This window comes from Micromonospora sp. MH33 (genome assembly GCF_003013775.1).
Classification (GTDB): Bacteria; Actinomycetota; Actinomycetes; order Mycobacteriales; family Micromonosporaceae; genus Micromonospora; species Micromonospora fulviviridis.
The window spans coordinates 40,809-57,154 of sequence record NZ_MUYZ01000010.1; the positions used below are offsets into that span (position 1 = coordinate 40,809).

Sequence of the window (16,346 nt, forward strand, 5' to 3'; positions counted from 1 at the left end):
CGGGACCGCCGCGCCGTGGTTGCGGGGTTGACCGCCGGCAAGCGGTCGGCACGACCGGGACGGGCGACCCGGACTGCGCCGGCGCCATCGCGGCGACGCTGGCCGCCCTGCCGTTGGCGAAGATCGGAGCCTTCACCAACCTGCTCGGCGCCGCCGCAGTCGAGAAACCGCAGGCCGGACGGTCGCTGCCGATCCTCGTCAGGACAGGAGACCCACCGCGCCCGTCACCGCGAGGTGGCGGGCGGTCTCGGCTCGGATGCCCTCGGCGGCGAGCACTTCCCGCTGCTCTCGCGTGTAGCCGATGCAGTCGAGAAAGACCGCGTCGGCTCCGTCTGCGGTGATACTTCGTCCGGCGGCCGCCACCTCGTCGAGTCCAGCCGTGTAGGGGTCTACGGCGGCCGCGACGACCGAGCGGCCCAGGCGCCCTTCCCACCGTTCCCGGATGTCCGTCAACTGTTCCGGTACGGGGCACAGGACACCCAAGCGACCCTCACCGACGAGCCCCACCATGAGCTCGTGGGCGAGGTCCTCCGCGTGGAGCACCGGCACCGACGCCGGGCCGTGCTCGACGCGGCCGGTGCACAGCACGAGGACCGCCCCGCAGCGATCGGCCACGCAACGTCGGAGAGCGTCGTCGAGGGCCGGGGCGATGCTCGTCGCGCCGAGGCGGACGCGCGAACCGTCCCGCAGCCGGGAAACGAGGGTACGCTCCCCGCCACGTGGTCCGAGCCGGGCGATGCCGTCGGCGTCGAGGAGATCCAGCGCGCCGTGTTCGACCCAGTCGACGCCGGAGAGGGCAGTCTCGACATCGGGGATGAGGTCGGTGCGGGGCGCCTGGCCGATCGTGACGAGGCCGAGCCTCGGCCGCCGGTGGCTCGCCCCGTCCACAGCCGGCACGTGCATCACGCCACCGCCTTCTCGGGCAGGTCCGCAGCCGCCACGCCACGCTCGACGATGCGGCGTCGCACGGCCCGGTCGACCCGCGCGGTGGGGTCGGCGATCGGGATCGCCGCGAGGAGCGCCTTGGTGTAGGGGTGCCGAGGCGCCCTGAAGATCTGCTCGACGCTGCCCTGCTCGACGACGCGGCCCTGGCTCATGACGACGATCTCGTCGGCCATCATCTCGACCACCGACAGATCGTGCGAGATGAAGACGTAGGTGAGTCCGAGGTCTCGCTGCAGCTGCTTCATGAGGTCGAGCACCTGGGCCTGCACCGACACGTCGAGCGCCGACACGGGCTCGTCGCAGACGACGAGGCTCGGGTTGAGGATGAGGGCCCGCGCGATGCCGATCCGCTGGCGCTGACCTCCGGAGAACTCGTGTGGGAAGCGGTCGATGTGTTCCTTCCCCAGGCCGACCGTCTGCAGGATCTCCACGATGCGGGCGCGGATCGCCGCGTCGTCGAGGTCCGTGTGCAACCGCAGCGGCTCGGCGAGGGCCCGGTGGATCGTCCACCGCGGGTCGAGCGAGGCGTACGTGTCCTGAAAGACGATCTGCATCTGGGAGCGGAGGCGACGCAACTCATCGTCACTCGCCGCGAGCAGGTCGGCCCCGTTGAAGGTCACCGTCCCCGACGTCGGCTCGTGCAGACGCAGCAGGGCCCGACCGGTCGTCGACTTGCCCGAACCGGACTCGCCCACAATGGCGAGCGTGCGGCCACGGCGGACCCGGAAGGACACTCCGTCGACCGCCTTGACGGCATCGGCCGGACGTCCCAGACGGCGCCGCCGCCCGGTGAAGACCTTCGTCAGGTCGGTGACCTCGAGCAGCACCGGCGCGTCGTCGTCGGGTGCCGCCGTGCGAGCGTCCGGGCGTGCCTCGACGCGAACCGGCCCAGCGCCGTCGCCCGTTGGGCTTGCCTCGGCGAGCGCCTCGACCGCCTCCACGACGTGCTTGTTGGCGGAGGGGATGAAGCTGAGCAGCCGCTTTGTGTAGTCGGCCCGCGGCGCGGCGAACAGCTGCTTCGTCGGCGCCGTCTCCTGCAGCTCACCGCCGTACATCACGGCGACCCGCTGGCAGGTCTGGGCGACGACACCGAGGTCGTGCGTGATGAGCAGGACCGCCGTCCCGTGCTGCTCCTGCAGGTCCATGATGAGGTCGAGGATCTGCAGCTGGGTCGTCACGTCGAGGGCCGTCGTCGGCTCGTCGGCGATGAGCAGCTTGGGCTCGCACGCCATGGCCATGGCGATCATGACGCGTTGGCGCATCCCGCCGGACAGCTCGTGCGGGTAGCCTGCGAGGACGCGTGCGGTGTTGCGAATGCCCACCATGTCGAGCAGTTGGCCGGCTCGGTCCGCCGCCTGCCGGCGGCCCAGACGCAGGTGCTGGCGCAGCGGTTCGGTGAGCTGCTCGCGGATCGTGAAGACCGGGTTGAGCGCGGTCATCGGCTCCTGGAAGATCGTCGCGATGTCCTTGCCGCGGATCTCGCGCAGCTGCCGGTCCGACAGCGCGGCGAGGTCGCGCCCGTCGAAGCGGATGTGCCCGCCGGTGATGTGCGCCTGCCGCGCCGGCAGCAGCCCCGTGATCGACATGGCGGTGACGCTCTTGCCCGAGCCCGACTCGCCGACCAGCCCGACCATCTCGCCGCGCGCGATGGTCAGGTCGAGGCCCCGGACCGGATGGATCGGGCCGCGGGACGTGTCGATCCGGATCGAGAGTTTCTCGATCGACAGCAGGGTCTCAGCCATGTCCGTGCTCCTTGGTTCCGTGTGCCGCTGGGCTCGGTCTCGCGCGGCCGCTCAGGCGTGCGCGGGGGCCCTTCCAGTCGTCTGCAGGTGGGTGGCCGGGCCGTAGAGGCTCTCGAGGAGCGCCGCCTGGGCCTCGTCGTGGAAGGACACCGCACCGGCCGTGAAGCCCTTGGCGACCTCGACGGCGAAGCGCGCGGCCAGCGCGATGTCGACCTCGTGGCTCGCGCCGGTCGCGCAGCCCGCCACGGGCGTCACGGTCGTGATGGCGACACCGACCACGGGCGCGGCCGTCGCGACGGCCGGCTGGAGGATCGAGTTGAGGTGGTAGAGGCCGTTGCCGTAGGGCGTGATGTCCTGCGTGGACAGCGGGAACACGACGGCGGGCTCGCCCGACACGGTCTCCAGGACGCTGACCAGGTCGGCGCTCGCGGGCAGGATGTAGCCGGCGCGGACGGTCGGGGAGATGGCGATGCCGCGGTGGTTGACGAGGCGGTTGCCCTTGGTGGTGTCGATGGACAGGACGGCGTCCATCTCCGACGTGACCTCGTGCTCGTTCATCGCGGTGATGTCGACGGGGGAGTCCATGAAGGGCACCGGGTCGTGTGGACGGGTCGGCGCGTCGGGGCAGATGTGCGTCGAGATGACGACGTCGCCGGGCAGGACATCGCCGCGGGCGTGCATCGCGAGGAGCTTGGCGGCCGCGGCGACGGCGGCGGTCGCCCCGTCACCGTCGGACACGTAGCCGATGAGCTCCGGCCGGGCGCCGATGCCGCCGAGGCGCCCGACGACACCGAGCGTCGGGGCGCCGCCGCCGACGGTCTTGCCGCGGCTGCCCGGGACGGTGACGCGGATGAAGTCGGTCGAACCACGCTCGCCCGCCACCGTCTCGACGGTGATCGAGCAGGCGTCGCCGCCGAGGGTGCGCAGGTGCTCGGCGACGAGATCACCCGATGCGTCGGGGCGGTCGAGGAGGTCGAGGGCCGTGAGGACGTGGTTCAGCACGATCATTCGCTTTCAGTAGCGGTCTCGGCGACGCCGAGGTACCGGAGGGTGGTCAGGGCATAGGTCTTCGCGGCGAGGACGACGTCGGCGGCGGGCGCCCTCTCGTCGAAGCCGTGGATGGTGGCCAGCTCGGCCGGCCCGTACTGGAGCACGGGGATGCCGTGGCTGCGGAAGGTGCGGGCGTCGGAGGACGCCCACTGGAGCACACCCTCGGCGGTGGGGTCCCCGGTCAGTTCGCGCAGGGCCGCGACAAGCTCGGTGACGATGGGGTCGCTCGGCAGCGTCCAGTTCGGTTCGCTGCAGAAGCCGGTCGGCTCGATCGTCGCCTCGACGCCCGCCTCGGCGAGCAACTCGTCGACCCGGGCGAGGACCTCGGCGCGGGACAACCCGATCGGCACGCGGGTGTCGACCTCGACGACGCACCGGTCCGCGACCACGTTGGAGGACGTACCGCCCTGAATCGTGCCGATGTTGACGGTGACGTGCTCGAAGACGGCACCGATGCCGGGAGCGTAGCCCTCGCGCTCCTCGGCGAACGTCTTCGACCTCTCGATGAGGTCGAGCACGTCCTCGGGCGCCGACGGCTTCATGTCCCAGAGCTGCTGCAGCGCGACAACGGCCCTGGCCGCGAGGAGGTTCGCGTTGACGCCGTGCAGCGGCTGGAGGCTGCCGTGCCCCGGCTTGCCGTCGATCGTCATGCGGAACCAGTTGCTGCCCTTCTGGCCGATCGTCGGGTGCGTACGTTCGGCGGGCTCGGCGATGATCGCGCCGGTCGCACCCTCGAGGACCCCCTGGTCGAGCAGCCAGTCCGCGCCGCGCGAACCGCCCTGCTCCTCGTCGGGAACCGCCGCGAGCGACAGCTTCCCCGCCAGCGGGACACCGAGGCGGTGCAGGACGACGAGCGTGTGGATGACGCCGGCGAGACCGGCCTTCATGTCGCTCGCGCCCCGACCGCGGAGGTAGCCGTCGACGACGTCACCCGCGAAGGGCGGGAACGTCCAACGGCTGAGGTCACCGACGGGGACGACGTCGGTGTGACCGGCGAGCACGAGGTGGCGCGCCGACGTGGGGTCGCCGTCCACCGCGGCGTTGCTCGCGGCACGGTGGACGACGATGCTGAGGCGACCATCGCCCGCGTCGTGGACCTCGGGGTCGAGGCCCTCGGCGCGCAGGTGGTCGGCGATGAAGGTGCCGACGTCCGTGCAGTCTCCCGGGGGGTTCTCGCTCGGGATCCGGATGAGGTCTCCGGCGAGCGTCAGCAGTTCGTCCCGCGTGCGCTCAATCTCGTCGAGGACCCGGGTCTCCCAGTCGGGGGATGTCGTGGTCACGTCAGGCTCCAGGTGTCGTATTCGCTTGCGGGGCGTCGGATTCGTGCTGGTGCCGAGGAGGCGGCCGCTGGGCGCACGTCGGGATGGCAGCGGGCCCAGCGGCCGCCTCTCCTTACCGGTGTCAGCCCTTGTTGCTCAGTTGGAAGAAGCGGATGATCCCGTCGGGGTACGACGTGTACCCCTGCACGCCCGCGCGCTCCGCGACGACGATGTTGTACTCGTAGAGGTACGCCCACGGCGCCTGGGTGTTGATGATCTCCTGCGCCTTGCCGTACAGGTCGTTCCGGACGTTCTGGTCCGGCTCGGTCGAGGCCTGCTTCCAGAGGCTGTCGACCTCCGGGTTGTGGAAGTTGACGTAGTTGCTCGTGCCGTCGCTGGTCAGCAGGAGGCCGAGGTGGTAGCCCGGGTCGTTGACGAAGGAGGTCCAGCGGCTGATGTAGCTCTGCACCTTCTTCGTCGCGAGCGCCTCGAGGAACTGCGGACGCGCCATCTTGTGGATGTTCATCGTCACGCCGATCTTCGCCAGCTCGGCCTGGATGAGCACGGCGTCGTCCGACCAGTCGTCGAAGCCGCTGCCGAGGGTGAAGTCGAAGCTGAAGCCGTTGGGGTAGCCGGCCTCCGCGAGGAGTGCCTTGGCCTTGTCGAGGTCGTGGGAGTAGACATTGCCGGCGTCGCTGAAGCCCGGGGTCGAGCTGGCCACGGACGAGCGCATCGGCGACGCCTGGCCCTTCATGACGTCGCTGAGGAGCTTGTCGTACGGGATCGCGTACGAGACGGCCTGGCGGACCTTCGGGTTGTCGAACGGCTTGATGGCGTTGTTCATCCCGAAGAAGAGAATCTTGTTGCTGGCCCGGGAGTCGATGACGACGCCGGGCTGCTTCGACAGGGTGTCGACGTCCTTCGCCGGCACCTCGAGCGCGATGTCGACCTCGCCCTTGGTGAGGAGTTGGACGCGGTTGCTCGCCTCACCGATGAACTTGGTGTTGATCTTGCGCAGGGCCGGCTTCTCGCCCCAGTACGTGTCGTTGCGCTCGAGCACGGCCTCCGTCGCCGTGTCCCACTTCGTCACCCGGTACGGGCCGGAGCCCGCGGTGTGCGTGTCGAGCCACTTGCTGCCACCCTCGGCGTTGACCTTGTCGATGTTGATGATCGAGAACGAGTACATCGGCAGGATCTGGAGGAAGAGGTGGTTCGGCGCCGTGAGGTCGATCTTCACCGTGCGCGGGTCCGACGCGGTCACGGTGTCGATGCCGGCCATGCCGTAGAGGAAGCTCGCCGACTTGGACTTCTTGATGAAGTCGAACGTCTTGACGACGTCGTCGGAGTCGAGCGCCGAGCCGTCCTCGAACTTCACGCCCTGCCGCAGGGTGAAGGTGTAGCTCTTCGAGTCGCTGCTCACCTGCCACGACTCCGCGAGCATCGGCACGATCTTGTCCGTCTTGGCGGTCGGCTTGCCGTCCGTCGTCGTGCGGTCGTACGTGACGAGCTGGTCGTAGGCCGCCACGACGAACGTGTCGGAGGTGACGTCGTTGGCCTCGGCCGGGTTGAGGGTCTTGCCGCCCTCCGAGTAGGCGGCAACGAGGGTGTCCTTGGCGGCCGTACCGGCATTCGAGGAGCCGCCCTGGTTGGCGTTGGCTCCACAGCCGGCTGCGGTGAAGATGACGGCGACCGCGGCGGCCAGGGTGGCTCTGCGCTTCACGCTGTTCTCCTTCAGTTGGGGGATGCGAGGGAGTGGGTGGAGGGGCTGGTGGCGGTGGCAGCTGCGGACCGGAGTCATCGGCTCGTCCGCAGCCGCGGGTCGAGGACGTCGCGTAGGCCGTCGCCGATGAGGTTGAAGCCGAGAATCGAGGTGGCGATGGCGATGCCGGGGAAGACCGTCATCCACCACTCGCCGCTGATGATGTAGCCACGGCCGTCCGAGATCATGACGCCCCACTCCGGCGTCGGCGGCTGCGCGCCGAGGCCGATGAAGCTGAGCGAGGCGGCCGTGAGGATCGCGTAGCCCATGCCGAGAGTCGCCCGGACGAGGATCGGGGCAATGGTGTTCGGGACGATGTGGCGGATGAGGATGGTCCGGTCCCGCAGACCGATGGCGCGTCCCGCCTCGACGAAGTCACGCTCCCGCAGCGAGCGGGTCTGGCTGTAGACGATGCGGGCGAACTCGGGGATGCCCACGACACCCACGGCGATCATCGCGCTGGCCAGGCCCGGGCCGAGGGCGGCGGCGATCGCCATGGCCAGCACGAGCGACGGGAAGGCGAGGAGCACATCCATCACCCGCATGAGCACCGTGCTCACCGCGCCGCCGACGAAGCCGGAGATGGCGCCGATCGGGACACCGACGAGCAGCGAGATCCCGACGGCGATGAGCCCGGTCCAGAGGGAGATGCGCCCGCCGGCGAGGACCCGGACGAGGATGTCGCGGCCGAAGTTGTCCGTGCCGAAGAGGTGCGCGGCGGAGGGCGGCTCGAGGTTCCCGCCAGCGCCGGTCGCGGTGGGCGAGTACGGCAGCAGGCCGGCCACGAGAGCGCCGATCGTCCAGATCACGATGAAGGCGAGACCGACCATCGCCAGGCGGTTGCGGACCAGGAGGCGCCACGCCGTCGTGGGCCTCGACCCCGCCTGGTCGGGCGATGCGGCCCGGTGGCCGCTCGCAGCGGTCGACACGGTGGTGTCAGGCATTCTCGATCCTCGGGTCCAATCGGGCGTTGAGCAGATCGACGCAGAGGTTGACCGTCAGGTAGATGGCCGCGGCGAGCAGGGTGAAGGCCTGGACCGGCGCGTAGTCGGTGGCGAGCACGGACTGGACGACATAGAAGCCGATGCCGGGCCAGCTGAAGACGGTCTCGGTGATGACCGCGCCGCCGAGGAGCTGGCCGAACTGGAGGCCGATGACGGTCACGACGACGGGGGCGGCGTTCTTCAGCGCGTGCTTGAGGATGACCTTGGCCGGCGGCAGACCCTTGGAGCGAGCGGTGCGCACGTAGTCCTGGTTGATCACCTCGAGCATCTCGGACCGGGTCATCCGGGCGATGATCGCGGTGCTCCCGGTGGCGAGACACAGGGCCGGCCAGATGATGTGGGCCAGCGCCGACTTGAGCGCGATGACGTCACCGGTCAGGAGCGAGTCGAGGACGTAGAACCCCGTGATCGACGTCGGCGGGTTCACGTCCTGGGCGATGCGGCCCAGCGGGGCCGGCTCCCACCCGAGCCTGTTGTAGAAGACGAAGATCACGATGAGGGCGAGCCAGAACAGCGGCATCGACGCCCCGATCAGCGAGAAGATGCGGCTGGCGTGGTCGATCGGCCGGTCGCGACGCGTCGCGCTGATGACCCCGATCGGGACCCCCAGGAGCAGCGAGATGAGGATCGCCACGATGGCGAGCTCGACCGTCGCCGGCAGCCGGGAGGCGAAGTCCGTCAGGACGGGCTGCCCGGTGTGCCACGCGAATCCGAAGTCTCCGGCGAAGAGGCCCCGCACGTAGGAGACGAACTGAGCGACCAGTGGCTGGTCGAGGCCCATCTCGGCACGGATCTTCTCGACGGTCGCCGGGTCAGCCTGCTCTCCGGCGAGAGTCCGGGCCGGGTCACCGGGCAGGACGCGGGTGAGCAGGAAGATGCAGAGCACGACACCGAGGAGCGCCGGGATCATCGCGAGGACTCGTCGCACCACGTGGTTCACGGCCACCTCCAATCTGCGCTTCGTTGGGTCTGACCTGGTCTCGGCGCCCAGGATTCGCTCGCCCGTCACCCCTGAGCAATACTTTCTCTGTATTTGAGAGGGCGTCCCTGATTGGATCTGGGTGCGGTAGGTTCTGACGCGTCCCGCCCATTCCGGAGGACCCATGCCAGACAAAGGCGATCACCCCCGCTCGCCGCTCCAGACCGTGGACCGCGCCCTGGAGGTCCTCCTGTCGTTCACCGAACGGCGCCGCGACTGGGGCGTCATGGAGCTTGCCGAGGCCTTCGCCATCGACAAGTCGAGCGCGCAGCGAATCCTCGCCGCGCTCGCCGCGCGCGGCTTCCTCAGCGCCGATCCGGTAACCCGGCGCTACAGCCTCGGCCCAACGATGTGGCGGATGGCCGCCGTCTGGGAGCGCACGGGAGGGCTGGCCGCCCTGGCGCACCGGGTGCTCGAGCCGCTCGCCTTCCAGACCGATCGCACGGCCATCTTCGCCGTCCCGGACGGGCTGCACGTCCGGTGCGTCGCGGCCGTCGACGGCGGCGGGCCGCTACGCAGTCATCCGCTCGTCGGCGAGCTGTACCCGGCCAACGCGGGAGCCACCTCCCGCGGCTACTTCGCCTTCCTCGACGGCAACGAGCGGCGCGCCCTCATCTCCGGTCGGGTCTTCGCCACATTCACCGAACTGACGAGGATCGACGAGCACGAGCTCGAACGGCTCTTCGTCGAGACCGCTGCGCAGGGCTACGCCTACTCGGAGGGCGAATACGACTACGCCACGAGGGCGCTCGCCGTTCCCATCATGCTCAGAGGGCGGCCCGTCGGCTCGCTCAGCCTCGGCGAGAGCAAGTATCCGGCGCGTTCCGACGACATCCGGGACCACCTGCCCGCACTGCAGGCCGCGGCGGAGCAGTTGTCCGCCTTGCTCGACAACCGGGTGAACTCGGCCGTCGCAGTCCGGCAGACCAAGCCGGCCCGAGCCCACTGAGCGCTGCGCCAACGAGCCAGACCGACCACCGCGAGGAGACAACCATGACCCAGGGCCACCAGAACCTCCTGCTCCTGTCCAACTCAACGGCCCCGGGCCGGGCCTACCTGGAGCATGCGCGCGACGCGATTCTCGAGGCACTCGACGGCCTGCGCTCCATCGTGTTCGTCCCCTTCGCGCTGGCGGACCACGACGCCTACACCAAAACGGTCCGTGGGGTCATCGAGCCGCTCGGCATCACCGTCCGCGGAGCACACGAGGGCACGCCGCGCGACATGGTGGCCGGTGCTGAGGCGGTCTTCGTCGGCGGCGGCAACACGTTCCGCCTCGTCAAGGCGATCCACGAACTCGGCCTGATCGACGTCGTTCGCGCCCGGGTGTCCGAGGGGATGCCCTACCTCGGGTCGAGCGCCGGCACCAACGTCGCGACGCCGAGCCTGCGTACGACGAACGACATGCCCATCGTCCAACCGCCGTCCTTCGAGACCTTCGGCCTCGTGCCCTTCCAGATCAACCCCCACTACCTGGACCCGGACCCGGCCTCGATCCACCAGGGTGAGACCCGGGAGGAGCGGCTCACACAGTTCCTCGAGGAGAACGACGTCCCGGTGCTCGCCATGCGCGAGGGCACCTGGCTGCGGGTGAGCGACGGTTCGATGCGGCTCGACGGCGTGGCCACGGGCGCGCGAGTCTTCTGCCGAGGATCCGAGCCGGCCGAGGTTCCGAGCGGTGCCGATGTGACCTGGCTCGTCGAGCAGGTGGGTTCGTTCGATATCGGCCGCTGAGTTCGACAGTCGGGCGGCCTGGGATGAACGGGACGCGCGTTCAGGTCAGCGCCGAGCGCGACCGGCATGGGGAAGTGTTCCCGGACAGCTGATGCCCGCATAGACGCCACGCTGCACCAGCCACCGCAGCTTGGACCTGTGGTGGACGGGCGACAGTGCTGACCGTGTCGGCCTGAGCCTGGGCGGCCAACGGCGGGATGGGCGCGCTGATCACCAGGCGCAGGGCGCGTAATCCTTCAGGAAGCAGCCGTACAGGTCTTCGCCCTGTTCGCCACGGACGATCGGGTCGTAGACCCGGGCCGCGCCGTCGACCAGGTCCAGCGGGGCGTGGAAGCCCGCGTCCGCCAGCCGCATCTTCGTCGGGTGGGGCCGCTCGTCGGTGATCCAGCCGGTGTCGACGCTGGTCATCAGGATGCCGTCGGCCAGCATCTCCTGGGCGCTGGTCCGGGTCAGCATGTTCAGCGCGGCCTTGGCCATGTTGGTGTGCGGGTGCCCCGGCCCCTTGTAGCCGCGTGCGAACTGGCCCTCCATCGCCGACACGTTCACCACGTACTTGCGGCGGGCGGTCGCTGCGGCCATCGCCGGTCGCAGCCGGCTGACCAGCACGAACGGCGCGGTCACGTTGCACAGCTGCACTTCGAGCAGCTCGACCGGGTCCACCTCGTGCACCCGCTGCACCCAGCTGTTGACCGGATCGAGGTCCGGGACCAGACCGCCGGCGTCGATGGCGGTGGCTGCCGCGATCCGTTCCGGCGAGGCAGAGCCGCTGGTCAGCGCCAGCGCGGTGAGCGCCTCCGGGGTGACCGGGGTCGACTGCGGCGAGGCGATCAGGCCCGCCAGGTCGCCCCTGCCGGCAGGTTTGGCGAACGTGATCAGCTCCGGCAAGGGGCCGTCCGGCAGGGCTGCCGCCTCCGCGGCGACGAGCTGCGCGTATGCCCCGGGCGTGCGGCGGACGGTCTGCGCCGCATTGTTGATCAGGATGTCGAGTGGTCCCTGGGCGCTGACCGAGTCAGCGAGGGCGATCACCTGGGCGGGGTCGCGCAGGTCGATCCCGACGATCCGCAGGCGGTGCAGCCAGTCCCCGCTGTCCGGCATCGCGGCGAATCGGCGGACCGCGTCGTGCGGGAACCGGGTGGTTACCGTGGTGTGCGCGCCGTCGCGCAGCAGCCGCAGCGCGATGTACATGCCGATCTTGGCTCGGCCGCCGGTCAGCAGGGCGCGCCGGCCAGTCAGGTCGGTGCGGGCGTTTCGACGCTCCCGGTTGAGCGCGGCGCAGGCCGGGCAGAGCTGATGGTAGAAGGCGTCCACCTCGCGGTAACGCTGCTTGCAGACGTAGCAGCCGCGCGGATTGTGCAGGAAGCCGGCCGTGCCACCCGCGGTGGGGGAGGCGAGCGGGATGCCCTGGGTCTCGTCGTCGATCCGGCCCGGGGAGCCGGTGGCGGTGGCCGCCGTCACCGCGCGGTCGGCCGCCGCGATGGCATCCCGCCGTTCCTCGCGTCGCCGCTGCTTGATCACCTTGTAGAGCTTCGCGGTGGCCCGTTGCACCCGCACCACGTCGGGGTGATCGGGAGGCAGGTCCTCCAACGCCTCGAAGACGCTGAGACAGGTCTCCAGCCGTCCGCGGTCAATGCCGTGTTGACCGGTTTCGGTAATGTTGTCCGCCGTCATACCGTCGCTGTCTCGTCCCATTCCCTGCGCCGGATGTATCCGGCCCACCCCAAGTCCGACCCGAAACTGTACGCACCGCACCGCCTCCGACGCATCCCGCGTCTGTTCAACAGGCCAAAGAGCGTGGAGGCCAACCTCGCCCGGTGTACGGAAACGGTGCATATCCAGCCGCACGAAGCTCGGTGCAGCCATCGGCAGGCCGGCCGCGCCACCACCGGAGTCGATTCCCGTATGACGGCCACCACGGCCTGCTCCTGTGCCGGCTACTTGCCGACCAGCGCCATTCCGGGAGGTGTGCGCGCTTCAAGGTCGTGCCGATCGTCATCGGTGGTGGGGTGATCGTTCGTCCGCCCCTCGGACACAAACCCAACCCCAGCGGTGCGTGGCAGAATTGACATCTGCCCGCACCGTTTGTGTATCCGGGCCACAGCTGAGGCGCAGTCCGAGGGCGCGGCTGATCTCTGGCTTGTCGTTGGGCTCGGTATCTCGCGGTGATGACCTCCTCGTCTGTGAGGCAGCCGGAGGCGTCCGGCCTTCGGCGGTTGGTATGGGGCCACTCGCGCTGTCCCGCGCGTTGCGGTTCGGCCGGGTTTCGGCGATCCGTCCGGCGACGGCTGGCCCGCTCCGCCTTGGAGGGCGGAAAGTCGCCGGTCCTGGGCCTGCTGCTCGTAGAGGGAGGAATGGGTACGTGAGTGCGGAGAGCCTGTTGTTGTTCGTCCTGGCGGCCGTCGCGGTCATCATCTTCGCGCGGTGGCTGGCCTCGCGGACCGGTCTGCCCTCGGCTGCGCTTCTGACGCTGATCGGCATCCTCTACGCGCTCCTACCCGGACCGAACATCACGCTGGATCCGCACATCGTGCTCACTATTCTCCTGCCGCCGTTGCTGTACAGCGCGGCGCTCGATTCCTCACTGCTGGCGATCCGCAAGAACATGCGTATCGTGGTGAGCCTGTCCGTGGTCCTGGTGCTCGTGACCGCGTTGGCGATCGGGTTGGGGTTCCACCTGTTCGTCGCCGGGGCGACCTTGGCCGCGGGCGTCGCGGTCGGCGCGGCCGTCGCGCCTCCCGACCCGGTAGCGGCGCTGGCGGTGGGCCGGCGGGTGAATCTTCCACCGAAGCTGGTCACCATTATTCAGGGTGAGGGGCTGCTCAACGACGCCACTGCATTGACGATCCTCAGCGTGGCGGCGACCGCTGCCGTCAGTGGCACGTTCTCCTTCCCCGCGGCCGCCGGACAGTTCGCTCTCGCGGCGGCCGGCGGGATCGTGGTGGGCGCCGCAATCGCGTGGGGTGTTCGTCTGGCGCGGCCGTTGACCAGGGATCCGCTGCTGTCCAACGCGATGTCGCTCGCCACCCCGTTCGTCGCGTTTCTGCTCGGCGAGGAGTTGCACGTCTCGGGAGTACTCGCGGTGGTGGTCGCCGGGCTGATCGTCGGGCACCACACGCCCCGGCTCGGCTCCGGCGCCAGCCGACTCCAGACGAGCGCGGTGTGGCGGCTGGTCGACTTCCTACTCGAGGGGTTCGTCTTCCTCCTGATCGGCCAGCAGTTTCCCAAGATCGTTCGTGGACTGCAGCAGTACGACACCTCCACGATCATCATCGCGGTGGCGATCTCGGTCGGCGTGGTGCTGCTCCTGCGCCCGTTGTGGCTGGTCTTGAACCAGTTGCTACCTCGCTGGATGCACACCCGCCTCGGCGGTGCCTCCGAGTACGACGACGATGCTTCCGGCTCTGCCCGCCGCGACGCCCGGGAAGCACGCAACGCCCGACGGCTGACCGGTCGCGAGGTTGTCGCGCTCAGTTGGTCCGGTACCCGCGGCGTCATCAGCCTCGCCGCGATCTTCACCCTGCCGCTGGTAACTGACAGTGGGGCGCCGTTCCCGGACCGGGATCTGCTGTTGTTCTGCGCCTTCGTCGTCGTGCTCGTGACGCTTGTTGGTCAGGGGCTCACGTTCGCGCCGCTGGTGAGGGCGTTGGGTCTGCGTGCCGACGAGGCGGATCAGGCCCGTGTCCGAAACGAAGCAAGGTCGGCGTCCGTCGAGGCGGCGTTGGCCCGGCTGTCGGAACTCGTCGCCGAGGAACCGGAGAACATCGACGCCGTCGAGTCGATGCGTGCGCAACTGCACGGTCAACTGACCCGCTACCGCGGGCGCCTCGACCATCTCCAGGCCGCCGACTCGTCCCGGTTGCCGGTTTCAGCGCAGTACGAAGCGGCGTTGCGCATCCGCCGGACCGTCATCGATGCCCAGCGCGAAGAGTTGTTGCGATGGCGGGACGCCGGCCAACTGCCGGACGAAGGGCTGCGAGTCCTTGAGCGCGAACTGGATCACGAGGAGCTACGACTGCCCGCCCGGATACCGTAAGAGCAACCACGTGGGCCCGACCTGGTGTGGCGGGCCGGTCGCCAACGAGGTTCCAATCGATTCCCAACCGTCGTGCCAGGGTCAAGCCGAAAACGACGGAAGGAACGGCATGCGCAACATTCTTGTCACCGGCTCGGTGGACGGCATAGGCCTGCGAACCGCGGCCCAACTCGTCGCCGGGGGGCATCAGGTGGTCCTGCACGCCCGCAACGAGGAGCGGGCGGCGGTCGCCAAGACGGCGCTCCCGGCGGCGGCCGGGATTGCGGTCGGCGATCTGCGCTCGATCGAGGAAACCGTCGCGCTCGCCAGGTCACTGGCCGCGCACGGACGCTTCGACACCATCGTGCACAACGCTGGGATCGCCCGGCTGGACGCCTTGGAGCGGGAGCTGACCGGGGATGGGCTGGAGTCGACCTTTCAGGTCAACGTTCTCGCGCCGTACCTGCTGACGGCGTTGCTTCCCCAGCCGGAGCGTCTCGTGTTCGTGTCGTCGGCGATGGCCGCGGACGGTGTGGTTGACCTCGCCGACCTGCAGTACGACACCCGCCCGTGGAATGGGGTCGAGGTGTACTCCAGTTCGAAGCTGCTGGACCTGATGCTCGCGTTCGCCGTCGCCCGTCGATGGCCCGGAACCTTGAGCAACGCGGTCGACCCCGGCTGGGTGCGCACCAAGATGGGCGGCGACGCTGCGCCGACGAGCCCCGACGACGCCGCGCGGGCCCAGGTGCGCCTTGCCGTAGGCACCGAAGCCGACGTCCTGGTCAGTGGGCACTATTTCAGTCAACGCGACTGGCGGCCGTCCCTCTCCAGCATGGACCCGAGACTGCTGGACGAGCTGCTCACGCGCTGCGGTGAGCTCACCGGCGTCCAACTGCCTGAGGAGGCGTCCGCTTCGCGTTCGCGCCAGCACCTTGACCGTTGATCTTCGCTGCTGGCCGCGGAGTCAGCGTCTGGTCCAGGATGTCGCGGTGCAGCTCGGCGAGCTCCGGTCCGGGCTCGACGCCGAGTTCGTCTATCAGGCGGTTCCGCGCCTCGCGCAGCATTGCCAGCGCGTCCCCCCGGCGGCCAGCCCGGTACAACGCCTGCGCTAACAGCGCCCAACCCCGCTCCCGCAGCGGGTGTTCGATGAGGAACGCCCGGAGCTGCGCAATGGCCGTATCGTTGGCGCCCAACTCGACCAGGGCGGCCAGGCGGTGTTCCAGCGCACCGGTCCGCAGCTCCTGGAGCCGATGCGACTCCGCGACTACGAACTCGTGGTCCGCGCAGTCGGCGTACGCCCGTCCCCGCCAGAGTGCGAGCGCCACGTCGAACCGGACCAGCGCGGATCGGGCTGCACCGGTGGTCAGCAGGTCCCGGCCCTGGGCCGCCGCCCTGCTGAACTGGTCGACGTCGAGCGTGCGTGACCCCAACCGCAACGCGTACCCGGCGCCATCCCGAACGAGCACCCGCCCGGGCTGCCGTGGCGCCCGGTCGGGCTCAAGCGTCCGACGCAGCACGGACAAGTAGCCCTGCGCGGTGATCCGGGCACTCGGTGGCGGGTCGTGCGGCCACAGGCAATCGACCAGTGCATCGATCGACACGAACCGGCCGTTGGCGATGACCAATCGGCACAACACCGTACGCGGCGACGGGCCGCCGACGGCGACGGCCCGGCCGTAGTGCCGCACGACGGTCGGCCCGAGCACCCCAACTGTCAGGCCCGCCGGGACAACGGAGTCACCGAGAACGCTCACGACAGCGGCCCGTCGTGCCTGCTTTTCATAGATGGTCCTTAAGTTCGAAGGGTCAGTAGGTTGTGCTGACGACCCGAGCGGGTCGGGTGTGGCTGTTGGGTTGGTTGCCGG

Annotated in this window: 13 protein-coding genes; 4 read left to right on the forward strand and 9 right to left on the reverse strand. The window is 69.5% G+C overall.

Translation table 11 applies throughout. The features are described from left to right. Positions 1-198: 198 nt before the first annotated feature. The 7 genes from B0E53_RS03750 to B0E53_RS03780 all read right to left on the reverse strand — a co-directional run bounded on the left by B0E53_RS03750 (position 199) and on the right by B0E53_RS03780 (position 8,699). Positions 199-903, reverse strand: a complete 705-nt coding sequence (locus B0E53_RS03750) for an AroM family protein (protein WP_246835210.1) — start codon at positions 901-903, stop codon at positions 199-201. Then, entirely contained in the window at positions 903-2,687 is a 1,785-nt protein-coding gene (locus B0E53_RS03755; RefSeq protein ID WP_107074670.1) for an ABC transporter ATP-binding protein, read from the reverse strand. Before B0E53_RS03755 ends, B0E53_RS03750 begins: the two co-directional genes overlap by 1 nt. 51 nt (positions 2,688-2,738) lie before the next feature. After that, entirely contained in the window at positions 2,739-3,695 is a 957-nt protein-coding gene (locus B0E53_RS03760; RefSeq protein WP_246835208.1) for a DUF1177 domain-containing protein, read from the reverse strand. Further along, positions 3,692-5,017 carry a M20 family metallopeptidase gene (locus B0E53_RS03765; RefSeq protein WP_107074671.1) on the reverse strand — a complete coding sequence of 442 codons (1,326 nt, stop codon included), beginning with the start codon at positions 5,015-5,017 and terminating at the stop codon, positions 3,692-3,694. Before B0E53_RS03765 ends, B0E53_RS03760 begins: the two co-directional genes overlap by 4 nt. 121 nt (positions 5,018-5,138) lie before the next feature. Further along, positions 5,139-6,716, reverse strand: coding sequence for an ABC transporter substrate-binding protein (locus B0E53_RS03770; protein ID WP_210405908.1), 1,578 nt, complete (start codon positions 6,714-6,716; stop codon positions 5,139-5,141). Between the two features lie 74 nt (positions 6,717-6,790). Continuing rightward, entirely contained in the window at positions 6,791-7,699 is a 909-nt protein-coding gene (locus B0E53_RS03775; RefSeq protein WP_107074673.1) for an ABC transporter permease, read from the reverse strand. Beyond that, positions 7,692-8,699 (reverse strand): ABC transporter permease, encoded by a 1,008-nt coding sequence (locus B0E53_RS03780; RefSeq protein WP_210405909.1) that lies wholly within the window; start codon positions 8,697-8,699, stop codon positions 7,692-7,694. The genes B0E53_RS03775 and B0E53_RS03780 overlap by 8 nt, the downstream gene beginning before the upstream one ends. A 163-nt stretch (positions 8,700-8,862) precedes the next feature. Between B0E53_RS03780 and B0E53_RS03785 the strand changes: the two genes are divergently transcribed. Together B0E53_RS03785 and pepE are read left to right on the forward strand one after the other, a co-directional pair. Beyond that, complete coding sequence (locus tag B0E53_RS03785; protein ID WP_107074674.1) at positions 8,863-9,687, forward strand: IclR family transcriptional regulator; 825 nt, start codon at positions 8,863-8,865, stop codon at positions 9,685-9,687. A gap of 44 nt (positions 9,688-9,731) precedes the next feature. Continuing rightward, a complete protein-coding gene (gene pepE / locus B0E53_RS03790) occupies positions 9,732-10,472 on the forward strand; it encodes a dipeptidase PepE (RefSeq protein WP_107074675.1) in 741 nt (246 codons plus the stop codon). A gap of 210 nt (positions 10,473-10,682) precedes the next feature. Here the strand turns inward: pepE and B0E53_RS03795 are convergent, their stop codons facing one another. Beyond that, positions 10,683-12,140, reverse strand: a complete 1,458-nt coding sequence (locus B0E53_RS03795) for an SDR family oxidoreductase (protein WP_107074676.1) — start codon at positions 12,138-12,140, stop codon at positions 10,683-10,685. A gap of 688 nt (positions 12,141-12,828) precedes the next feature. Here B0E53_RS03795 and B0E53_RS03800 point away from each other — a divergent pair. Continuing rightward, the gene (locus B0E53_RS03800) at positions 12,829-14,502 is read left to right on the forward strand and encodes a Na+/H+ antiporter (protein ID WP_246835209.1); all 1,674 of its coding nucleotides are present in this window, start codon (positions 12,829-12,831) and stop codon (positions 14,500-14,502) included. A 109-nt stretch (positions 14,503-14,611) separates the two neighbouring features. Next, positions 14,612-15,424, forward strand: a complete 813-nt coding sequence (locus B0E53_RS03805) for an SDR family NAD(P)-dependent oxidoreductase (RefSeq protein WP_168215208.1) — start codon at positions 14,612-14,614, stop codon at positions 15,422-15,424. On the opposite strand, the gene B0E53_RS03810 is transcribed toward B0E53_RS03805, so the two are convergent. After that, positions 15,360-16,346: AfsR/SARP family transcriptional regulator (locus B0E53_RS03810; protein ID WP_146167581.1), on the reverse strand; the 987-nt coding region annotated here is incomplete at its 5' end. The two genes, B0E53_RS03805 and B0E53_RS03810, sit on opposite strands and share 65 nt — an antisense overlap.

Bases quoted from the DNA above. Each gene is read 5' to 3' on its own strand.
- B0E53_RS03785 (WP_107074674.1), top strand. From the start codon at position 8,863: ATGCCAGACAAAGGCGATCACCCCCGCTCGCCGCTCCAGACCGTGGAC.
- B0E53_RS03795 (WP_107074676.1), bottom strand. From the start codon at position 12,140: ATGACGGCGGACAACATTACCGAAACCGGTCAACACGGCATTGACCGC.
- B0E53_RS03755 (WP_107074670.1), bottom strand. From the start codon at position 2,687: ATGGCTGAGACCCTGCTGTCGATCGAGAAACTCTCGATCCGGATCGAC.
- B0E53_RS03760 (WP_246835208.1), bottom strand. From the start codon at position 3,695: ATGATCGTGCTGAACCACGTCCTCACGGCCCTCGACCTCCTCGACCGC.
- B0E53_RS03750 (WP_246835210.1), bottom strand. From the start codon at position 903: ATGCACGTGCCGGCTGTGGACGGGGCGAGCCACCGGCGGCCGAGGCTC.
- B0E53_RS03775 (WP_107074673.1), bottom strand. From the start codon at position 7,699: ATGCCTGACACCACCGTGTCGACCGCTGCGAGCGGCCACCGGGCCGCA.
- pepE (WP_107074675.1), top strand. From the start codon at position 9,732: ATGACCCAGGGCCACCAGAACCTCCTGCTCCTGTCCAACTCAACGGCC.
- B0E53_RS03805 (WP_168215208.1), top strand. From the start codon at position 14,612: ATGCGCAACATTCTTGTCACCGGCTCGGTGGACGGCATAGGCCTGCGA.